This is a genomic window from Pantoea sp. B65 (assembly GCF_047308185.1).
GTDB lineage: Bacteria > Pseudomonadota > Gammaproteobacteria > Enterobacterales > Enterobacteriaceae > Erwinia.
Map to the genome: position 1 here is coordinate 123,604 of NZ_JAHXPU010000011.1, position 14,990 is coordinate 138,593.

Annotated in this window: 23 protein-coding genes; all 23 read right to left on the bottom strand. The window is 57.4% G+C overall.

All coding sequences use genetic code 11. The features are described 5' to 3' along the window. The 23 genes from JWF83_RS01395 to JWF83_RS01505 all read right to left on the bottom strand — a co-directional run bounded on the left by JWF83_RS01395 (nt 1) and on the right by JWF83_RS01505 (nt 14,884). Complete coding sequence (locus tag JWF83_RS01395) at nt 1–2,442, bottom strand: phage tail tape measure protein (protein WP_413648112.1); 2,442 nt, start codon at nt 2,440–2,442, stop codon at nt 1–3. Continuing rightward, on the bottom strand, nt 2,435–2,572 hold the full coding sequence (locus tag JWF83_RS01400) for a GpE family phage tail protein (RefSeq protein ID WP_308303393.1): 138 nt from the start codon (nt 2,570–2,572) through the stop codon (nt 2,435–2,437). The genes JWF83_RS01395 and JWF83_RS01400 overlap by 8 nt, the downstream gene beginning before the upstream one ends. Before the next feature lie 14 nt (nt 2,573–2,586). Continuing rightward, nucleotides 2,587–2,922: a phage tail assembly protein gene (locus JWF83_RS01405; protein WP_041037492.1), complete on the bottom strand. Its 336-nt coding sequence runs from the start codon at nt 2,920–2,922 to the stop codon at nt 2,587–2,589. 62 nt (nt 2,923–2,984) lie between these two features. Continuing rightward, complete coding sequence (locus JWF83_RS01410; RefSeq protein ID WP_001207674.1) at nt 2,985–3,503, bottom strand: phage major tail tube protein; 519 nt, start codon at nt 3,501–3,503, stop codon at nt 2,985–2,987. Nucleotides 3,504–3,518: 15 nt separating this feature from the next. After that, nucleotides 3,519–4,697, bottom strand: a complete 1,179-nt coding sequence (locus JWF83_RS01415; RefSeq protein ID WP_413648114.1) for a phage tail sheath protein — start codon at nt 4,695–4,697, stop codon at nt 3,519–3,521. Nucleotides 4,698–4,827: 130 nt separating this feature from the next. Then, nucleotides 4,828–5,229, bottom strand: coding sequence for a tail fiber assembly protein (locus tag JWF83_RS01420; protein ID WP_413648115.1), 402 nt, complete (start codon nt 5,227–5,229; stop codon nt 4,828–4,830). 3 nt (nt 5,230–5,232) lie between these two features. After that, a complete protein-coding gene (locus JWF83_RS01425) occupies nt 5,233–6,204 on the bottom strand; it encodes a phage tail protein (RefSeq protein WP_413648117.1) in 972 nt (323 codons plus the stop codon). Next, nucleotides 6,201–6,809: a phage tail protein I gene (locus tag JWF83_RS01430; RefSeq protein WP_072662402.1), complete on the bottom strand. Its 609-nt coding sequence runs from the start codon at nt 6,807–6,809 to the stop codon at nt 6,201–6,203. The genes JWF83_RS01425 and JWF83_RS01430 overlap by 4 nt, the downstream gene beginning before the upstream one ends. After that, the gene (locus tag JWF83_RS01435) at nt 6,802–7,710 is read right to left on the bottom strand and encodes a baseplate assembly protein (protein ID WP_328094839.1); all 909 of its coding nucleotides are present in this window, start codon (nt 7,708–7,710) and stop codon (nt 6,802–6,804) included. The genes JWF83_RS01430 and JWF83_RS01435 overlap by 8 nt, the downstream gene beginning before the upstream one ends. 6 nt (nt 7,711–7,716) lie before the next feature. Further along, the gene (locus JWF83_RS01440) at nt 7,717–8,064 is read right to left on the bottom strand and encodes a GPW/gp25 family protein (RefSeq protein WP_000127178.1); all 348 of its coding nucleotides are present in this window, start codon (nt 8,062–8,064) and stop codon (nt 7,717–7,719) included. Beyond that, a complete protein-coding gene (locus JWF83_RS01445) occupies nt 8,061–8,696 on the bottom strand; it encodes a phage baseplate assembly protein V (protein WP_368528649.1) in 636 nt (211 codons plus the stop codon). Before JWF83_RS01445 ends, JWF83_RS01440 begins: the two co-directional genes overlap by 4 nt. 68 nt (nt 8,697–8,764) lie before the next feature. After that, the gene (locus JWF83_RS01450; protein ID WP_047721267.1) at nt 8,765–9,214 is read right to left on the bottom strand and encodes a phage virion morphogenesis protein; all 450 of its coding nucleotides are present in this window, start codon (nt 9,212–9,214) and stop codon (nt 8,765–8,767) included. Next, on the bottom strand, nt 9,207–9,674 hold the full coding sequence (locus JWF83_RS01455) for a phage tail protein (RefSeq protein ID WP_001437785.1): 468 nt from the start codon (nt 9,672–9,674) through the stop codon (nt 9,207–9,209). The genes JWF83_RS01450 and JWF83_RS01455 overlap by 8 nt, the downstream gene beginning before the upstream one ends. After that, on the bottom strand, nt 9,637–9,882 hold the full coding sequence (gene lysC / locus JWF83_RS01460) for an Rz1-like lysis system protein LysC (protein WP_229045982.1): 246 nt from the start codon (nt 9,880–9,882) through the stop codon (nt 9,637–9,639). Before lysC ends, JWF83_RS01455 begins: the two co-directional genes overlap by 38 nt. Beyond that, nucleotides 9,782–10,192 carry an Rz-like lysis system protein LysB gene (gene lysB, locus JWF83_RS01465; RefSeq protein ID WP_047721265.1) on the bottom strand — a complete coding sequence of 137 codons (411 nt, stop codon included), beginning with the start codon at nt 10,190–10,192 and terminating at the stop codon, nt 9,782–9,784. Before lysB ends, lysC begins: the two co-directional genes overlap by 101 nt. After that, nucleotides 10,192–10,623, bottom strand: coding sequence for a DNZ54_00345 family protein (locus JWF83_RS01470; RefSeq protein WP_413648120.1), 432 nt, complete (start codon nt 10,621–10,623; stop codon nt 10,192–10,194). Before JWF83_RS01470 ends, lysB begins: the two co-directional genes overlap by 1 nt. Continuing rightward, entirely contained in the window at nt 10,620–11,132 is a 513-nt protein-coding gene (locus JWF83_RS01475; RefSeq protein ID WP_413648121.1) for a lysozyme, read from the bottom strand. Before JWF83_RS01475 ends, JWF83_RS01470 begins: the two co-directional genes overlap by 4 nt. Further along, nucleotides 11,116–11,337, bottom strand: coding sequence for an HP1 family phage holin (locus JWF83_RS01480; RefSeq protein ID WP_001437784.1), 222 nt, complete (start codon nt 11,335–11,337; stop codon nt 11,116–11,118). Before JWF83_RS01480 ends, JWF83_RS01475 begins: the two co-directional genes overlap by 17 nt. Continuing rightward, nucleotides 11,328–11,531 (bottom strand): tail protein X, encoded by a 204-nt coding sequence (locus JWF83_RS01485; RefSeq protein ID WP_042325371.1) that lies wholly within the window; start codon nt 11,529–11,531, stop codon nt 11,328–11,330. Before JWF83_RS01485 ends, JWF83_RS01480 begins: the two co-directional genes overlap by 10 nt. Then, nucleotides 11,531–12,040, bottom strand: a complete 510-nt coding sequence (locus tag JWF83_RS01490; protein WP_044068245.1) for a head completion/stabilization protein — start codon at nt 12,038–12,040, stop codon at nt 11,531–11,533. The genes JWF83_RS01485 and JWF83_RS01490 overlap by 1 nt, the downstream gene beginning before the upstream one ends. A 93-nt stretch (nt 12,041–12,133) precedes the next feature. Then, complete coding sequence (locus JWF83_RS01495) at nt 12,134–12,883, bottom strand: terminase endonuclease subunit (protein ID WP_413648122.1); 750 nt, start codon at nt 12,881–12,883, stop codon at nt 12,134–12,136. A gap of 3 nt (nt 12,884–12,886) precedes the next feature. Further along, complete coding sequence (locus tag JWF83_RS01500) at nt 12,887–13,954, bottom strand: phage major capsid protein, P2 family (RefSeq protein ID WP_234278731.1); 1,068 nt, start codon at nt 13,952–13,954, stop codon at nt 12,887–12,889. A gap of 75 nt (nt 13,955–14,029) precedes the next feature. Then, nucleotides 14,030–14,884, bottom strand: a complete 855-nt coding sequence (locus JWF83_RS01505; protein ID WP_413648124.1) for a GPO family capsid scaffolding protein — start codon at nt 14,882–14,884, stop codon at nt 14,030–14,032. Nucleotides 14,885–14,990: the final 106 nt, after the last annotated feature.

Sequence of the window (14,990 nt, forward strand, 5' to 3'; positions counted from 1 at the left end):
TCAGTCATGGCTCATACTGGCACGCTGACGCGCACGCTTTTCGCGCTCAATCTGTTCGAGCGTGTCGCGTAGCTGTCTGTCAAGCTGATGCCCCGGCGCAACACCTCCCGGCAGAGTGATGTTGTATTCGCTTTTGCTCTGGTCAATGTAAGAGCGCCCCGCCGGTGCGGTAACTGGCTGATAAGCCTGATAGCCGCCATATGTGCTGGTTGCCGGGATGTAGGAATTACCCTGCGTGGCGGCATTGGTTTTGGCGGCAGTCTGGTCGAGGCTGTCCGATTCTTTGTTGATGATGCCGAGTTTTTCGAGAAGCCAGTCGACACCGCTGCGCAGCTTGTTAAAAACATTGAGCGGAGCCATCAAGGCAGAGGCCAGTGCCTGTCCAAATATGACGCCGACATTTTTGCAGCTATCGAGCGTCTCCTGCGTGGCCTTGACTGGTGCAATCAGGTCTTTAAACCACTGCCAGACGCCGCGCAGCTTCTCACCGAGTCCGTCAAAGATTGGAGCTAATGGAGCGAACATTTCCCCGACCGGTGCAAAGGCACTCATGATGCCCTCAATCACCCCCGAGAAAAATGCGCTGATGGGCTCCCAATATTTGCGGATGAGTAGCGCCCCGGCCACAATCGCCGCACCGACGGCCACAATCGGCCAGGTAATCGCACCGAGTGCGGTCACAATGGCACTACCAGCAACAGTAAAGACCGTACCCAACACGCCAGCAGCGGCGATAATGGCGTTAATCCCCATGACAACCGGCCACGCAACGAGACCAATGCCGCCGATGATACCAATCAGAGCAAGTGCGCCACCGGCAATAATGCCGATAGTTGTCGCCAGACCTTTGTTTTTCTGGATCCAGCCATCGAGCTTTAACACGTATTGTGTGGCGGTTTGGGTGAGTTTACGCAGCGAGCCCTCTTGCTGGTCAAAAAGGTCGGTACCGACTGCCTCATAAGCTGACTGGAACTCTTTAAAGTCGCCGCCGAGGTTATCCTGCATAACCTTAACCAGTTCCTCGGTTTTACCGTCCGAGGCTTTAAACGCGGCAGTGAGCCGGTCAAGTTTGCCGCTTGAGGCTGCTTCCATCAGTACCGCCGCCGCCGAGCTGGCCTCCTCGCCGAAAATGGTTTTCATGTACTCGCCGCGCTGGCTTGTCCCGAGGTTGTTTTTCTCAAAGCTGCGCTGCATTTCTTTCAGGATGGAGAATATCGGGCGCGTATTCCCCTTGCTGTCGGACGTTTTGACGCCGAGCTCCTTAATGGCCTCAAACGCTTTTCCGGTGGGAGCCTGCAGGCGACTGAGAATTGCGCGGCTACCCGTGCCCGCCATTGACCCGGTGATTTTGGCGTCGTGCAGCGCACCGACCATTGCGGCGGTTTGCTCGATGCTCACCCCGGCATTTTTCGCCACCGGCGCGGCATAGGTCAGCGCGTCGCTCAGTCCGTCAAAATCGGCGGCGGTTTTGTTCATCGTCATCGAGAGAACGTCGCCAATGTGAGCAATCTTGTCGTTTGAAAGTTGAAACGCTGATTTCATCCCGGTCAGCAGCGCAGCATTTTCTTCCATTGAGCGCCGGTTTGACAGCGCCATATTCAGTGTGACTGGCGTCGCCGCCTGAATGGCAGCAGCGTCACCACCACTTTTCGCAATGATGATTTGCGCGCTCGCTGCGTCATCTGCAGAGGCTGCAGTATTGTCGCCGAGCTGGCGAGCCTGTTTGCGTAGCGCCTCCATTTCTGGCGATTGCTTATCGACCCCGAGCACGGCCTGCAGTTCGGAATTTTTCTGCGCAAAGTCATAACCGGGCATCAGTAATTTAACCCCGGCCATCGTTCCCGCTGTCGCGATACCGACCCCGGCGGCACCTGCAGCGGCCATGTTACCGGCAAGCTCCTTGCCTGATTTATATCGCTCTTTCACCCGGCTTAATTTCGCCTGCTGCGCACTGACACGCGCCAGTGCCTCGCGCTGGCGGTTAAGCTGCGCCGTCGTTTCGCTGATGGAGGTTTTGAGCCGGCGCTCATCGGCAGAAAGGGTGCGGGTATTAATACCGGCCTGCATCAGCTCGGAGCGCTGGCGCTGCACCGACGTTCTCAGGCTGTTGTATTTCGTCTGCAGCTCAGAGGCGGCACGCTTTGCCGCTTCGAGTGCCTGCGCCTGCGCACGGGTCGGACTGGTGGTGTTTTTAAACTGCACCGCCAGCTCACCGGCTTCGCGTTTCGCTTTCTCAAGCGACTGGCTGGTTACGGCCAGTTGCGCGCTTGCCTTACGAAAGCCGTCGATTTTCGATGCCTGACCGTTCAGGTCACGCAGCCCTTTTTGTGTGTCGCGAATATCACCCGAGAGGGATTTACTCGCGGTCTGGATGGATTTAAGCGGTCGGGTCGCCTGGTCGACCGCTTTCAGCAATACCTCAATCCTCAGGTTATTACTCATTGTGGTTTCCGCTACGCTGTAGCGCCTTTTCGCGCCATGTGATGAGCTCGGTCAGGCTCAGGGAATAGAGCTCTGATGGCGACCAGTGGAATATCACTGCAATATCCGCCATCAGGTCATCGGTCGACAGGTCGGGCGGAAAATCTATTCCGCCGAATCCGGTGACAAAAAACCAATCACCTTAGCGGCCAGCGATAACATGTCGGGCAGGTTCATCGCGGTCAGTTCCTGCGTGGTGAGCGCGGGATAGGTCATGCGGGGCAGGACTTTAATCAGCGCATCGACCTCAGACTGCGCCACCGCTGCCAGACTGACACCGCGCAGGGTACCGGCGTTCGGCTCAATCAGGGTGACTTTATCAATTGTCTGACCGGCGCGCTTAATCGGCTTGTCGAGGGTCACGACGTTCGGGTTTACGGTGTCAATTTCATTGCCAGCCGTATCAACAAATTCAGCGGTTTTACGTGGTGCTTTAGCCATGATTTTTTCTCTGCTCTGAAAGGGGATTAATAACCGGCCAGCCATACTGACCGGTCAGGGAATTACAGCCCGATTGCGCGGCGGTGCTGTTCCAGACGGTCAACGCCGTTCACCTTCTCGACCATGTTGACGGTGTCGATTTCGATGACGTCGCTACCATCAATCGTGAGGCGGTAATAGGTGCAAACGGTCGACAGTTTGGTCGAGGTGTTTTCACCCTGTTTATTTTCGCCGCCGTCGATTTCTTTATGTCGGCCACGCATGACCACCTCGACCGCGATGATTTCGCCGGTGTCGTCACGCTGGTAAGAACCAGCAAAACGCAGCGGCACGGCATCAGCACCCGGCGCGGCGTATTGCGCCCACAGCGCCACATCAGGCAGACCGCCGACAGACCATTCGACGGTGAGCGCATCGTCGTCGAGGCCGAGGTCAATCGCCGCTGCACCATTCATGCCGCCGCCGCGATAGTTTTCGAGCTTGCGGGTCAGCTTCGGCAGCGTCACGGATTCAACAACGCCCATGTAGCTAAGGCCGTCGTTAAACATGTTCAGATATTTGAGTTTGCGGGGTAGTGCCATGTTGTTTCAGGCTCCTTAGCTGTTGACCGATTCAGCCAGATTCACCAGATATTTATCGGTGATGCGCTGGCGCAGGGTCAGGCTTTCCAGTGGTGGAACCGGCGTATAGTCGTAGTCGATATACAGTTTCCCGGCCTTGAGGGTTTCCTTATCGTTCGATTCTTCGTCGAACCAGCATTCACCGTCCACGATGTAGCCATTTGATTTCAGCTCGCGGAATTTGGCGTTGATGCCGTCGACAATGTCACGGATAAGCGATGCGGTGATGGGCTTGTCGACCGCCCACATGTGCGCCTCGGCCATAGTGTCGGCCAGCACCTGCGCGGTGCGGGTGTAGTTCTCAAACAGGAAAAGCGGGTCATCAGAGCAGGTGCGGTTACCCCAAAAGCGGAAACCATCCTTGCGCACCAGTGTCGTGACCCCGGCCTCGTTGAGCAGGTCAGCATCGGTGCCGGATGCCTGCAAATCCCAAAAGACTGACGCACTGATGCCGGTGACACCCTGCACGCCGACGTTAGACAGAGTTTTGTGCCAGCCGACAGTCTGGTCGATGTAGGCGCGCAGGCCGAGCGCCCGCGCGGTGGCGTAGGCTGTTGCGGTGGCGTTCGTGGTAGTGTCCCATGCGAGGAAGTCAGGCCAGATGACCATCAGCTCGCGCTGACTGAAATTCTCGCGATAGGCCATCGCTTCGGAAATGGTCTTACAGCCCCATGCGCTGACATAGCCAAAGGCGCGCAGGCTGATACAGACCGACGCGAGTGCGGTTGCGACTTCCTGCGTATCGAGACCCGGCACGCCGAGAATGCGCGGCTTAACGCCGGTGACCGCTTCGGCAGTCAACAGCGCTTTGATACCGGTGTATTTACCGTTCTCATCCGTGCCGCCGATGATGTTAGAAATGGTCTGAGCTTCGGCATCTTCCCCCGTGCCGTCGGCAACGCGCACGACAACGGTGACGGGTTTTGACTGGTCGGCGATGGCCTGCAGGGAAGCAGACAGCGTGCCTTTTTTACCGGCTTTCGCAATGGCGCTCTGCACATTGGTAATCAGTACCGGCTCATTGAGGGGAAATGTCGCGGCATCCGCATCGCTGGCCGTGCAGACCATGCCGACGATTGCAGTCGCGACCGTAGAAATAACACGCGTACCGTCATTGATTTCGATGACCTGCGTGCCGTGGTGAAAATCACTCATCCGGTTAACTCCGTGGTTAGTGGGCGAGTGTTATTGTCCTGGCTGGTCTGGTGAGGGGCTATTTGTCGGCGATGGGTGGCGAATGGCACATAAACAAGTTAAAAAAAGACGGGCATCAGCCCGCCTTGCTTTATTCCGGTTTAACCGGCCAGTCGATATCCGGTGCTGTTGAGGTGTCGACCACGTTCAGCGCCTGAATGTATTTCATCCACGCAATCAGGCTGGCCTTGTCATCGTCGCTGATGATGCCGAGCTGCAGCTCAGTCTGCCACAGGCCGATAGTACTTTGCGCTTCGGCCAGCAATGCGGATTTTTGTTGTTCTGCCATAGCTATCTGTTGCGCAGGTGAAGGAGGGGGAAGGTCAATCAATATTGGATATCCATCTTCATTGCTGATTATTAACTTCCCTTCGCTTTGCCCTTCTAATAAATGCTCCCATTCACTCTCGCTAATTTCAACGATATCAGAAGGTGCATCTTCTGGATTAATGAAAAAGCCATTTTCTTTTTTTGAGAAATAATATTGATGCATAACTTAATCTCCTATTGCTAACCAGTAGGCAAACTGCCCGGTTCCCTGAGTTGGCGTTGAGCACATCAAAGCGAACTGAGAGCCAGAGACAGGCAGCGCAGCAAAACCGTGGATTACGTTCACGCCAGTTCGAGCATTATCATACGACGCAACCACACTATATGAGGCGTCACTAAATGAAATTGGTAAAGTAATATTAACTGGTACCCCTAAAAAACCTGCAGTTGATATTCCTATCTGAATGATTGTGCCGTCAGGAAACTTACGCCATTTAATCCGGCCACTTGTAGACTTTTGCCACGCAGACATATCTGGAATTTGATTTGAGCCAGTACCAACATTCTTTTTAGCGGCGGTGCCTAATCCAAGATTCTGGAAAACCTGCTCTATCAGGCCAGCATCCGCCATTTCTTTGAGTGCGTTCGCAATCAGCAGATACTGTTTATGCGGGTTTTCGGCGTCGACATGCTTTTTCAACAGTTCATCAGCATAGGCTTTCACCTCGATAACCTTATCGTCGACATACTGACGCGTTGCCAGCACGACTGACGGGTCGATTTTCAGGGTGATGGCCGATGTGCTCGACACAATCAGAATCATGCGAATGGTCTGCGTGCGGCCGCTTCCCTCCTGCAGTTGCGGCTTGTAGGTTTCCGGGCAGTTCGCCACGGCAATAAGTACACCGGCATCATCATAGAGACCAATCTCGCGGATCCAGAATCCGCCCTCATTCTCGGGAATAATCTGTTCCGCGATAATCTGGCTGGTATTGGCCGGGTCAACGGTCAGCAGATTCAGCGGCGCGATGCGCTTCTGGTTAATGAGCTTCGTCTGCGCCGGGTCAGGGGTCGGCAGCGTACCATTCGCATCACCGACGGCCATCTGCGTCAGGTTGAGTTTGGTACCGAGTGCCGCCGCGTTCGCCAGCCGCGCCGCGCCCTGATTGGTCAGAATGGCAAAATATTTTGCGGTCATGCGTTCACTCTCAGGTTATCAATCAAATGGATGGCCGAGGCCGGGTAATATTCACCGCCGACGACAATTTCCTCGGGGGTGTAGGGGTAAACGGTCAGCGCGTCGCCGTCGTAGCATCCCGCGCCGACATACAGCTCGCCGGTTGCACTCAGGCTGATAGCCAGCCCCGTCAGGTGGCGACTTGCCGGTTTGGCGTCTTCAATCAGGCGCTCAAGCTCCTGATACATTTCGTCAGTGATGCCACTGTCGAGCACGCCGACAACGAGGCGAAATGTGCCGGGCTCCTCGTCGAGCTGCCACCACTCGCGCACCTCAATCAGAAAGCCGAGCGGCTCAACCACCCGACGCAATGCGCTGATGGTGCCTTTGTGCTGATGGACGAAAAAGGAGGATGCGCAGACGCTGCGCTTTGTCGCCTCCGGCCACTTCTCATCCCACCTGTCAACCGACAGCGCCCACGCCAGATACGGCAGCAGGTTTACCGGGCAGGTGCGCCAGTTCCACAAAGTGCGCAGCGGTACCGGCACGCGCTGAATCTCAGAGAGCGCGGCAGCGGCAGCAACTTCCAGCGGCGACGAGCCAACGGGTAACAGCCGGTCACTCATCCGAGCCCCCGATAGTTATCTGGTACTCGGTGCAGTTCGACGCCTGCGACTTACTCAGCACAATGTCGGCCTGCGGTGATGCCAGCTCGACACGCTGAACCCCCTCAACATGCAGCGCCGCGTAAATGGCCGACAGGCGGATATCACGCCCGAGGCGGTGCTGCGCGCTGATGTAGCTCTGCAGCTTCTGCTCTGATGCCTGCCTGATGGGCTCAGATTCGGGGCCGGGGTAAACGTAGAGCGTCGCGTCAATCTGGTACGGCACAATCTCGGCTGACTGGACAGTAACCCGGTCGGCCACCGGGCGCACATCCTCGGCATTAAGCGCCTTTTCAACGATTGCCAGTAACTCAGGGCTGGCGGTGCCGTCATCCTCGCGAGATAGCACGGTAATCGTCACGCAGGCTGGCGATGGGCTTGCGACCGAAACGTCAGCGACCCGCCCGTCGGCGCTGCGACCGTGATACTCATATGCGCCGACCGGCCCCGCCACGCTCAAGCCCTCAAACGCCTGTTGCGTGCGCAGGCGCAGGTCGGTATCGGATTCCATAACGGCAGGTGTCGGCGGAATGGTGGTGTCATCCGCCGGGGTGATGGTCAGACGTTCGGTATTGTTGTTCCCTGCCACGACGTCGAGGTCGTTACCGGCGGAATAGGCCAGCGTCACCGCCTGCGCGGCTTCGTTCACCCGCTGACGCCAGATAACTTCACGGTAGGCGTTTTCCTGCAGCAGCTTAACAATCGGCTCTGACTCAAGCGCCAGTGTCCGGGCAATGGCCTCCTGCTGGTCTTCGGGATAGAGCGAAATCAGCGTCGCAATGCGTTCCGCAAGGATAGTTTCATAGTCCAGTTCCTCAACCACGTCGGGAACGGGTAACTGACTCAGGTCAACGGTTGCCATAGTGATTTAACTCAGTGAAACAGTGGTTGAAACTGACGCACCGGTATCGGTACGCATCCCGGTAATATCGACATACATTTCGCCAGCGTCGCCGGTCTCAAAGCTGATGGCGGTAAGCCGGATGCGCGGCTCCCACTTCTGGATAGCCGAATAGCACGCCACCATAATTTGCAGCCTGAGCGCCGGGTTTTGCGGCATATCAATCAGCGCCGACAGGAGTGAGCCATATTCACGACGCATCACCCGCGAACCGACCGGCGTCAGCAGTATGTCGCGCATGCTCTGGCTGATGTGCTCAGTGTCGCTGATGCCAAGGCCGGTATTTCGGTTCATCCCCTGATAGCGCGCCGTCATAACGGAGCCCCCGTTTGCCCGCCGCTGTCGCCCGGGTGTTTATGGGTGTGGAGCACCTTGCCATTAGACGACAGTGACCCGCCGGAATGTTCGATATTGCCGCTCATCTTGCCGCCGTTCTGCACCTCAAGCGTCGCCGTCGTCAGCTTATTGGTGCAAATCACCTCCGGGGTGTCGAGGGTGATACTGGTCGAGGCTTTCACCAGTACCAGCGGCACGGTTGCGGTGATGGACTCCGATGCCGTCACGTCAGCCGTTTTGATGCCGCTGACCGTCAGCGCGCCGGTCTCGGGCTCGTACTCAATGACCGCACCATCAGGAAAAGCCACATGCCACGCATCCGCCGAGGCAGACGGGGCGGGGTTATCGTCGGAGAAAATACCCGGCAGCACGAAAGCGGTATCAAGCTCGCCACCGATTGCCAGCAGCAGAACCTGCTCACCGACCGAGGGAGCCCACCACGTCCGCGAACGACCGGCGCGGGTGGTCAGCCAGTTCAGCCATGTAGTCTGGATCCCGCCGCTTTGTACGCGGCACAGCCCCTGCACGGTATCAACCTCAGTCACCACACCTGAGCGGATGAGGTTGCGAATCGCACGCGCGAGCTCCTGTATCGTGGATAACGTATTCATAGTGCAAGGATGCCTCTGGTCTGGAGTCGCGCCAATTCGCGCGGCTCCGGTGGTGATTCACACAATATTTATTTGCCGATGTGCCTGATAATGACGTCTTCAATCATCTGCTCATCGTCGCGGGTGAAACCGAGCAAAGGGCGCGCCTCGTACTGCACATCCCGGCTGTTGCGGTTTGGCCGGTCTTTGAGGCCGTACTGATGAACCCGCGCCATGCGCTGCACCTTGCCGGTAAACTCCACCACCGCCGCACTGTCGCTGCCTTTGGCTTTCATAAAGCGACTGGTGCGCAGTTTGGCGAACATTTCGCGCTTAATGCGTCCTTTCTTGCTCCGCACCGGCTGGCGCTTACGCGCCGCATACGGGGTGCCGTCGGGTGCCTGCTGGCGCTTGATTCGCTGTTGCTGACTGGTACGCAGCTTTTTCGCAATCTCAGCCGCCATTTGCCGACGCGCCGCCGGTGACAGGCTGGCAATCAGACCGGCAAGGCGTTCCTGCAGCGCGGTTAACTCACTCATCCCACTTACTCACCAGTTCGCCGTTAACGTACAGCTCGACCGGGCGCGTCACCGGCTCAGGCAGTGGCGGCTCAGGGGCATAGCTGACGTGCAGCGCGCCGTCGACCTCTTTGACGAGCGTGCGCTCGGTGAGCCTCAGGCTGATACTGATATCAAGCGAATCGTCGTTATTGATATCAATAATCCAGGTGAATCCTTTTTCCCGCCCGTCGTCGGTGGTCATAATGTCCGGCTGATGTTCACGCAGCCACGCCTGCACCGGCACGAATATCAAATCAAGGTCACCGGTGAAGTCGGTCACCACCACGTTAAGCACGTACACCTTTTCAAACGACAGCGAGCTCGCCAGTCGGGAATCGGTATGGCCGTTGTCGGCAAAAAGGCGCAGCATATCGGGGTTATTTCGGAGCTGCGGCACGGCGTTAATCAGCGCTTTGCGCAGGCTTTTGTGCTTCTGCATCGAGTTCATCCTGACAGTGTTTGACGGTTTTAACCTGCAGCGCGCAGGCGGTCAGCGCGCCCTCAAGACGGCGGATATCTGCGCTCAGGTCACCATTGGTTTTCGGGTCACTTCCCGGCATCGGGCAAAGGCTCACCCTCGGGCATCCGCTGACCACAATCACCGGCGCTGGCGCAGGCGGTGCGGGTGTGCAGCCGACGCACAACATCAGGCAAAGCAGCGTTATACCAGCGGCGAAAGGCTTCATTTTCATTAAGCAACCTCGTTATCGTCTGCTCGCGGCGGCTGGCCTCTGCGCTGGCCTTTGCGAGCTGTTCGCGCAGAACCACCTGCGCGGATTCATTACGTCGGGCGAGCGTACCGGCAACACTGAGCTGATTTTTCAGCATGCCAATCGTCGTCTTTTGTTCGCTCGCGACGCGGTTTGCTGTCTCAAAGGAGCGGGATAAATTGCCGTTCTCATGGCGCAACCACAGCAGCCCAAGCACAGCCAGCACCAGCGCAGAAGCCAGAAACATCACAATGACTCTGGACACAGACCAGCCCCCTCAATGCGCTGGCGGTAGGTCTCGCGAACGGCCTTAAAGGTCAGAACACAAAGCAGGTAAACCAGTGCGGTAAAGATCCAGCCCGCACCAAGCAGGCAACCGGCGGTAACAGAGAAAAGAATGAGAGACCATGTGCGACCGGCTTTCGAGGGTTTGCGGCAAAAGACGGCGCGGAATACCTTCATCAGCTCAGGATTGACGGGAATACCTTTGCCCGTATTGAGCAGCCAGTGGTCGTAAGCGACCACACCGGCAATGCTTGCCGTAATGCAGACAAAACAGACAAATATCGCCCACGCGGCAACAAAATTCATTGCGGCACTTTGCGGCGATACCAGCCCCCAAAGCAGCACCAGTGCCAGCAGGGCATCGAACATCAGGGAACGTAAATATTTTTTCATTGGGTTACTCCTTTCATGCAATACGCCAGTTCCCGCGCGCGGCGGTTTTCCAGCCCTTTGTTTTTAGTGCCATTGACGTACACCCAGCGGGTAAGCTGGTCGCATGCCTGCCACCACTGATGACGCTTGATGTAAGAAACCAGCGTCGAACGACAGGCCGCGCCGGTTCCGACGTTAAAAGAGAAACTGACCAGCGCGTCGTAAACCGGCTGCGGCATGGTGACCGGCACGCAGACCGCGAGACGCCGCTCGGTGTTCAGCACGTCGGCGACCAGATTTGCCGCCGCTTCGCGCTCGGTGATATCGCGTTTCGGTACCACCCCGGCAGTGTGGCCGATGCCTGACGTCCACACGCCCGCGCTGCACTGGTAAGGTGTCAGGCGACACCCTTCGAGGTCGGCAATCAGCGCCAGACCATCAGCCGAGGTATTCAGCAGACGAAAATCAGGCATCAGTGCCGCCAGCGCCAGCACTGCGGCCACACTGCAACGTTTAACGATTGAGCTCACGGGTCACCCCTTTGTCGATTCCCATTTCGGTCAGGTAACGAAAGGTTTTGCGCCGGTACCAGAAATTCACCGCCGCCGTAAAAATGGCGCACAGACTACCCACATACAGCGCCAGCTTTTCGGGCGACATTGCCCCGAAATACGCCAGACCCACGGCCAGCCAGTAGGCGATAAACGTGGTAATTTTTTCCATACTCAGTCCCATAGGTTCAGGGTCTCCGCCGTGGGCGAGGTTTCAACGTCGGGCAGGTCAATCGCCGTGCCATGCGGCAGAATGACGCCCAGCTCAGACAGGCCGGGATTAGCCTGCAGCACCGTCTCGACCACGCCCTCAGTGCGCCCGTAATACCGGGCGCAAAGAGCGTCGAGGGTGTCGCCCTGCATCGCGTAGACTTTCATCAGAGCTGACCCACGATGCAGCGCGGCTTATCCTGCAGGCGCGAGACCGACCAGCGCATATCCCGCCACAGGTCATCAATGGTGGTTTCGACGCTGTCGGCTTTTTTGTCACCCTTGCCGGTGGCCTCAACGCCGCGATAACGCTCATACAGGGTGGCGGTCGCCATCGCCGTCACGGCGCTGAGGTAGTGGAAAACGCGCACATTCTCGCCATCGATTTCCTCGGCGTCAGGCACGTCGGCCAGTTGCTTAAACCCGGCAGCAATCTGGCGCAGCCGGTAGTCGTAAAGCTCCGCATTGGTTTCCGCCATGCCGGTCTTGATGGCGTTGCGCAGGCGCGCATCGGAAACCGTCTGCTCAAGGCGCATCAGCTCGCGCACCCGCTTCGGATCCACATCAGGGAAAAAGAACGTATTTTTAATCACTGCGTCGCCCGTCTCCGGTGCGGGAATCACCACGCCCGGTACGTCCTGCGGTTCGTCGGGCTGATTCAGTATTACTGTCGTCATGACAACCTCATTAGGTTGGGCGGTGGACGCCGGTCGCCGTCAGGGTCAAAACCCGCTTTGACCAGCGTGCCGCCCGGCTCGGGGAGCGTTCAGTTAACCGGCGGTTTTTACCGTCTTTGGTGGACGCCCGCGCTTTGCCGCCGGTTTGGTGGCAGGTTTGCGCGTGCGCGGTTTAGTCGTTTTACGGGGCGCGGCCTCGGGCTTTGGTTTCAATGCCCGCTCCAGTCGCTCAATTTCTTTGCGCACACCGGCATTGCGGTCGAGCTGCATCGCGCGCTGAAACTGCGCCAGCGCTTCGGCGCTCTGACCGGTATCGCGCAGGGTCAGGCCGGTCACCTTATGCAGACGGGCGCGCACCATATCGGGAACGTCAGCACCGTCGGTCAGGCTGAGGGTGGTCAGCAGTAATGCGAGGTCGACAGGCTCCCCGGCATCGCGCAGGCGCAGCGCGGCAAGCGCCACCTCCTCAACCAGCATGTAAGGCGTGGTGCGACGATGGTCTGAGGTGAGGCCGTATTTCAGCGCGTAGGGCGCAATTTCCAGCGCGCCAGCAATATCACCGGCATCGAGACGCCACAGCATGACGGTCATGACAATGTCATCCTGCGCACCTCGGCCATCAGCCAGCACACCGGCCACCCACGGCGCATAGAACGGCAGCAGCTCGCGCTTTTTCTCGGCTTTACGCTCATTTGAACGGATGTTTTTTAACGTGCGGCGGTCTTCGGCCAGCTTTACAAGCATCTGCTCGTAGGCGGTTGCATGGCGCAGCGGGGCTTGTTCCCGCTGCGCGGCTTGAGAGGCCGAGACCCGCATCATGTGACGCTGTGCGGGGCTCGTCATGATTTAGGCTCCGCTTTCCGGTGCTGCAGGTGCGGTGAAATCGCCCAGGGTGATGTTTTCCAGCAGGCACCCGGCGGCATACGCCTCGACCACATAGTCGATGTTCATCGACTCGTAGTTTTCCACACGGTCTTTTTTCGGGTTCTCATCAATGCTGCGGCGGTGACTCTCATCCATGAAGTAGATAGAGAGGTTTTCCAGCGTGGTCACGAATACCGCATTCGCCGGGAAGTACGGCACGCGAACGGCTGGCAGGTTGCCGATGCGCTTCTGGCTGATGATGATATCCGCCGCTAGCGACTCGGTGTTTTCCTGCTGTTTGTTGACCAGCGGGAAATATTTGTCGGCCAGCAGCTTACGGCCAACGATGGCAACGAGTTTCGGGTCATCCTGATAAATCTCGTCAATCAGGGTGTTGGTACCGTCCATCACCAGCGCGTCGAGGTTCTCATAGTCGCCGTTCTTACCGACACGAATCACCGCCGAAACGACCTTGCCGTCAGCGTCGGTGATGTTGCTCATCACGCGCGCCGGGGCTTCGTTGCGGTACTTCTGCAGCCAGCCGACGGCCACATCCTGCAGCATCGGGTTTTTGCTGCGGTCTGAGGTATCAGCGCGGGTGGTACCATTGAACCCGGCCATGATGAAATCGAGTGCCTGACGCTGGACAATAGCGTCGCGAATACGGCGCTGGAAGTCCTGGAAACGCGCCCACAGGTCGAGGCGTTTATAGGTCAGGTGGAAGTCAAAGTTAATCTGATTGCACTCGTACTTGTTGGACTCAAGCGCGGTGAAATCTGCGGTCTGGCGCTCTTTGTCGCCCGAGGTGTCGGTCGTGCTGGCGATGGTGCCGGTCACACCGACGCCGATTTTCTCGCCCTTCATTTCTGCGACCGGCAGAATGTTAATCGTCTGCAGAAACGCGGATGACGCCTGCACGGTGTTCATCAGCGTTTGCGTGACGGACGGCTCGACGGTGAATTTTTTGCTGACGTCATCAACGCTGATGCCGTTCAGTTTGGCGAGCTGGGTCAGATAGGCATTGAACTTAAAACGGGTTTCCTGACGCATAGTATTTCCTGTTTGAATTAATCGGTTAGTCACAGCATCGGGCGGGGTTGCCGCCCGGTTTCGGTCTGCGGTTTATCAGCAGTCGGTCAGCAGCTCGTCGCCACCGCCGCCGCTGGCTTTCGTGCGTCGCGGCTGGCTGAAACTTTCGGTTTTGTCGAGGGTGGTTTTCAGGGCGGAAAATGCCTGGCTGGTTTCTTCAACCTTGCCGGTCACTTCCTGTTTGAAAGAGGCAAACGCGGCTTCCATACCGGAAATGCGCTCCTCCTGTCTGGTCAGGTTGGTCTGCACATGTTCGCTGACGGTGGTCACCGCCTCATGCACATCATTCAGGCGCGCATCGTCGCTGACCTGCTTACGGCTGAAAATGGCTTTCACCTTATCGGCCAGGCTGTTGAACACCGTGTCGGGAACGTCTTCAAATTCCAGCTCGGCCAGCGTGGCGGCGGAAAAGACGTTTTCAGGGTTGGCCTTAAAGCGCTGCAGAGGGTTGTGCTTCGCGTTGCGGCAGAATTCGAGGTATTCAGTGCCGAGGCTCGCCGGGTCATCAGTGACCGCAAGGCCAACGAGGTAGCATTTGCCGGTATTGGCAAAATTCGGCTGAATTTCCATTGAGGTGTAGACCTTTTGCGCGGCTTTATTCATCGCGATAAGGTCATCGGTCGGGGTGATTTTAGCGAACAACGCCCATTTGCCGTTAAGCGCAGAGTCGTCGTCGATTTTCTCGGCTTTCAGCTCAACCACATCGCCTAAGCGCTTGAAGTCGCCATCAGGAAAGAGACCGCGAATGTGCTCAAGGTTAATACGGCAACCGTAGACGCGAGGGTCAAACGATTCGGCCATTTCCTGAATATCGTTACCGCTGATAATGCGGCCGTCGCAGGTGTCACCCTCGACGCCGATGCGAAAGAATTTTGAGACTTTTTTTGCCATTGTCAGGAGTCCTGAGGTTGGGGTTACTGGTCAACGCCAGTTTCCAGACTCAGGACACGCCAGACCACCAATGACGACTGGACAACCGCCCACACAACAGCACCTT

Excerpts from the sequence above, each read along its gene's own strand:
- JWF83_RS01395 (WP_413648112.1), bottom strand. The coding sequence starts at position 2,442 with ATGAGTAATAACCTGAGGATTGAGGTATTGCTGAAAGCGGTCGACCAG.
- JWF83_RS01405 (WP_041037492.1), bottom strand. The coding sequence starts at position 2,922 with ATGGCTAAAGCACCACGTAAAACCGCTGAATTTGTTGATACGGCTGGC.
- JWF83_RS01410 (WP_001207674.1), bottom strand. The coding sequence starts at position 3,503 with ATGGCACTACCCCGCAAACTCAAATATCTGAACATGTTTAACGACGGC.
- JWF83_RS01415 (WP_413648114.1), bottom strand. The coding sequence starts at position 4,697 with ATGAGTGATTTTCACCACGGCACGCAGGTCATCGAAATCAATGACGGT.
- JWF83_RS01420 (WP_413648115.1), bottom strand. The coding sequence starts at position 5,229 with ATGCATCAATATTATTTCTCAAAAAAAGAAAATGGCTTTTTCATTAAT.
- JWF83_RS01425 (WP_413648117.1), bottom strand. The coding sequence starts at position 6,204 with ATGACCGCAAAATATTTTGCCATTCTGACCAATCAGGGCGCGGCGCGG.
- JWF83_RS01430 (WP_072662402.1), bottom strand. The coding sequence starts at position 6,809 with ATGAGTGACCGGCTGTTACCCGTTGGCTCGTCGCCGCTGGAAGTTGCT.
- JWF83_RS01435 (WP_328094839.1), bottom strand. The coding sequence starts at position 7,710 with ATGGCAACCGTTGACCTGAGTCAGTTACCCGTTCCCGACGTGGTTGAG.
- JWF83_RS01440 (WP_000127178.1), bottom strand. The coding sequence starts at position 8,064 with ATGACGGCGCGCTATCAGGGGATGAACCGAAATACCGGCCTTGGCATC.
- JWF83_RS01445 (WP_368528649.1), bottom strand. The coding sequence starts at position 8,696 with ATGAATACGTTATCCACGATACAGGAGCTCGCGCGTGCGATTCGCAAC.
- JWF83_RS01450 (WP_047721267.1), bottom strand. The coding sequence starts at position 9,214 with ATGAGTGAGTTAACCGCGCTGCAGGAACGCCTTGCCGGTCTGATTGCC.
- JWF83_RS01455 (WP_001437785.1), bottom strand. The coding sequence starts at position 9,674 with ATGCAGAAGCACAAAAGCCTGCGCAAAGCGCTGATTAACGCCGTGCCG.
- lysC (WP_229045982.1), bottom strand. The coding sequence starts at position 9,882 with ATGTTGTGCGTCGGCTGCACACCCGCACCGCCTGCGCCAGCGCCGGTG.
- lysB (WP_047721265.1), bottom strand. The coding sequence starts at position 10,192 with ATGTTTCTGGCTTCTGCGCTGGTGCTGGCTGTGCTTGGGCTGCTGTGG.
- JWF83_RS01470 (WP_413648120.1), bottom strand. The coding sequence starts at position 10,623 with ATGAAAAAATATTTACGTTCCCTGATGTTCGATGCCCTGCTGGCACTG.
- JWF83_RS01480 (WP_001437784.1), bottom strand. The coding sequence starts at position 11,337 with ATGGGACTGAGTATGGAAAAAATTACCACGTTTATCGCCTACTGGCTG.
- JWF83_RS01485 (WP_042325371.1), bottom strand. The coding sequence starts at position 11,531 with ATGAAAGTCTACGCGATGCAGGGCGACACCCTCGACGCTCTTTGCGCC.
- JWF83_RS01490 (WP_044068245.1), bottom strand. The coding sequence starts at position 12,040 with ATGACGACAGTAATACTGAATCAGCCCGACGAACCGCAGGACGTACCG.
- JWF83_RS01495 (WP_413648122.1), bottom strand. The coding sequence starts at position 12,883 with ATGACGAGCCCCGCACAGCGTCACATGATGCGGGTCTCGGCCTCTCAA.
- JWF83_RS01500 (WP_234278731.1), bottom strand. The coding sequence starts at position 13,954 with ATGCGTCAGGAAACCCGTTTTAAGTTCAATGCCTATCTGACCCAGCTC.
- JWF83_RS01505 (WP_413648124.1), bottom strand. The coding sequence starts at position 14,884 with ATGGCAAAAAAAGTCTCAAAATTCTTTCGCATCGGCGTCGAGGGTGAC.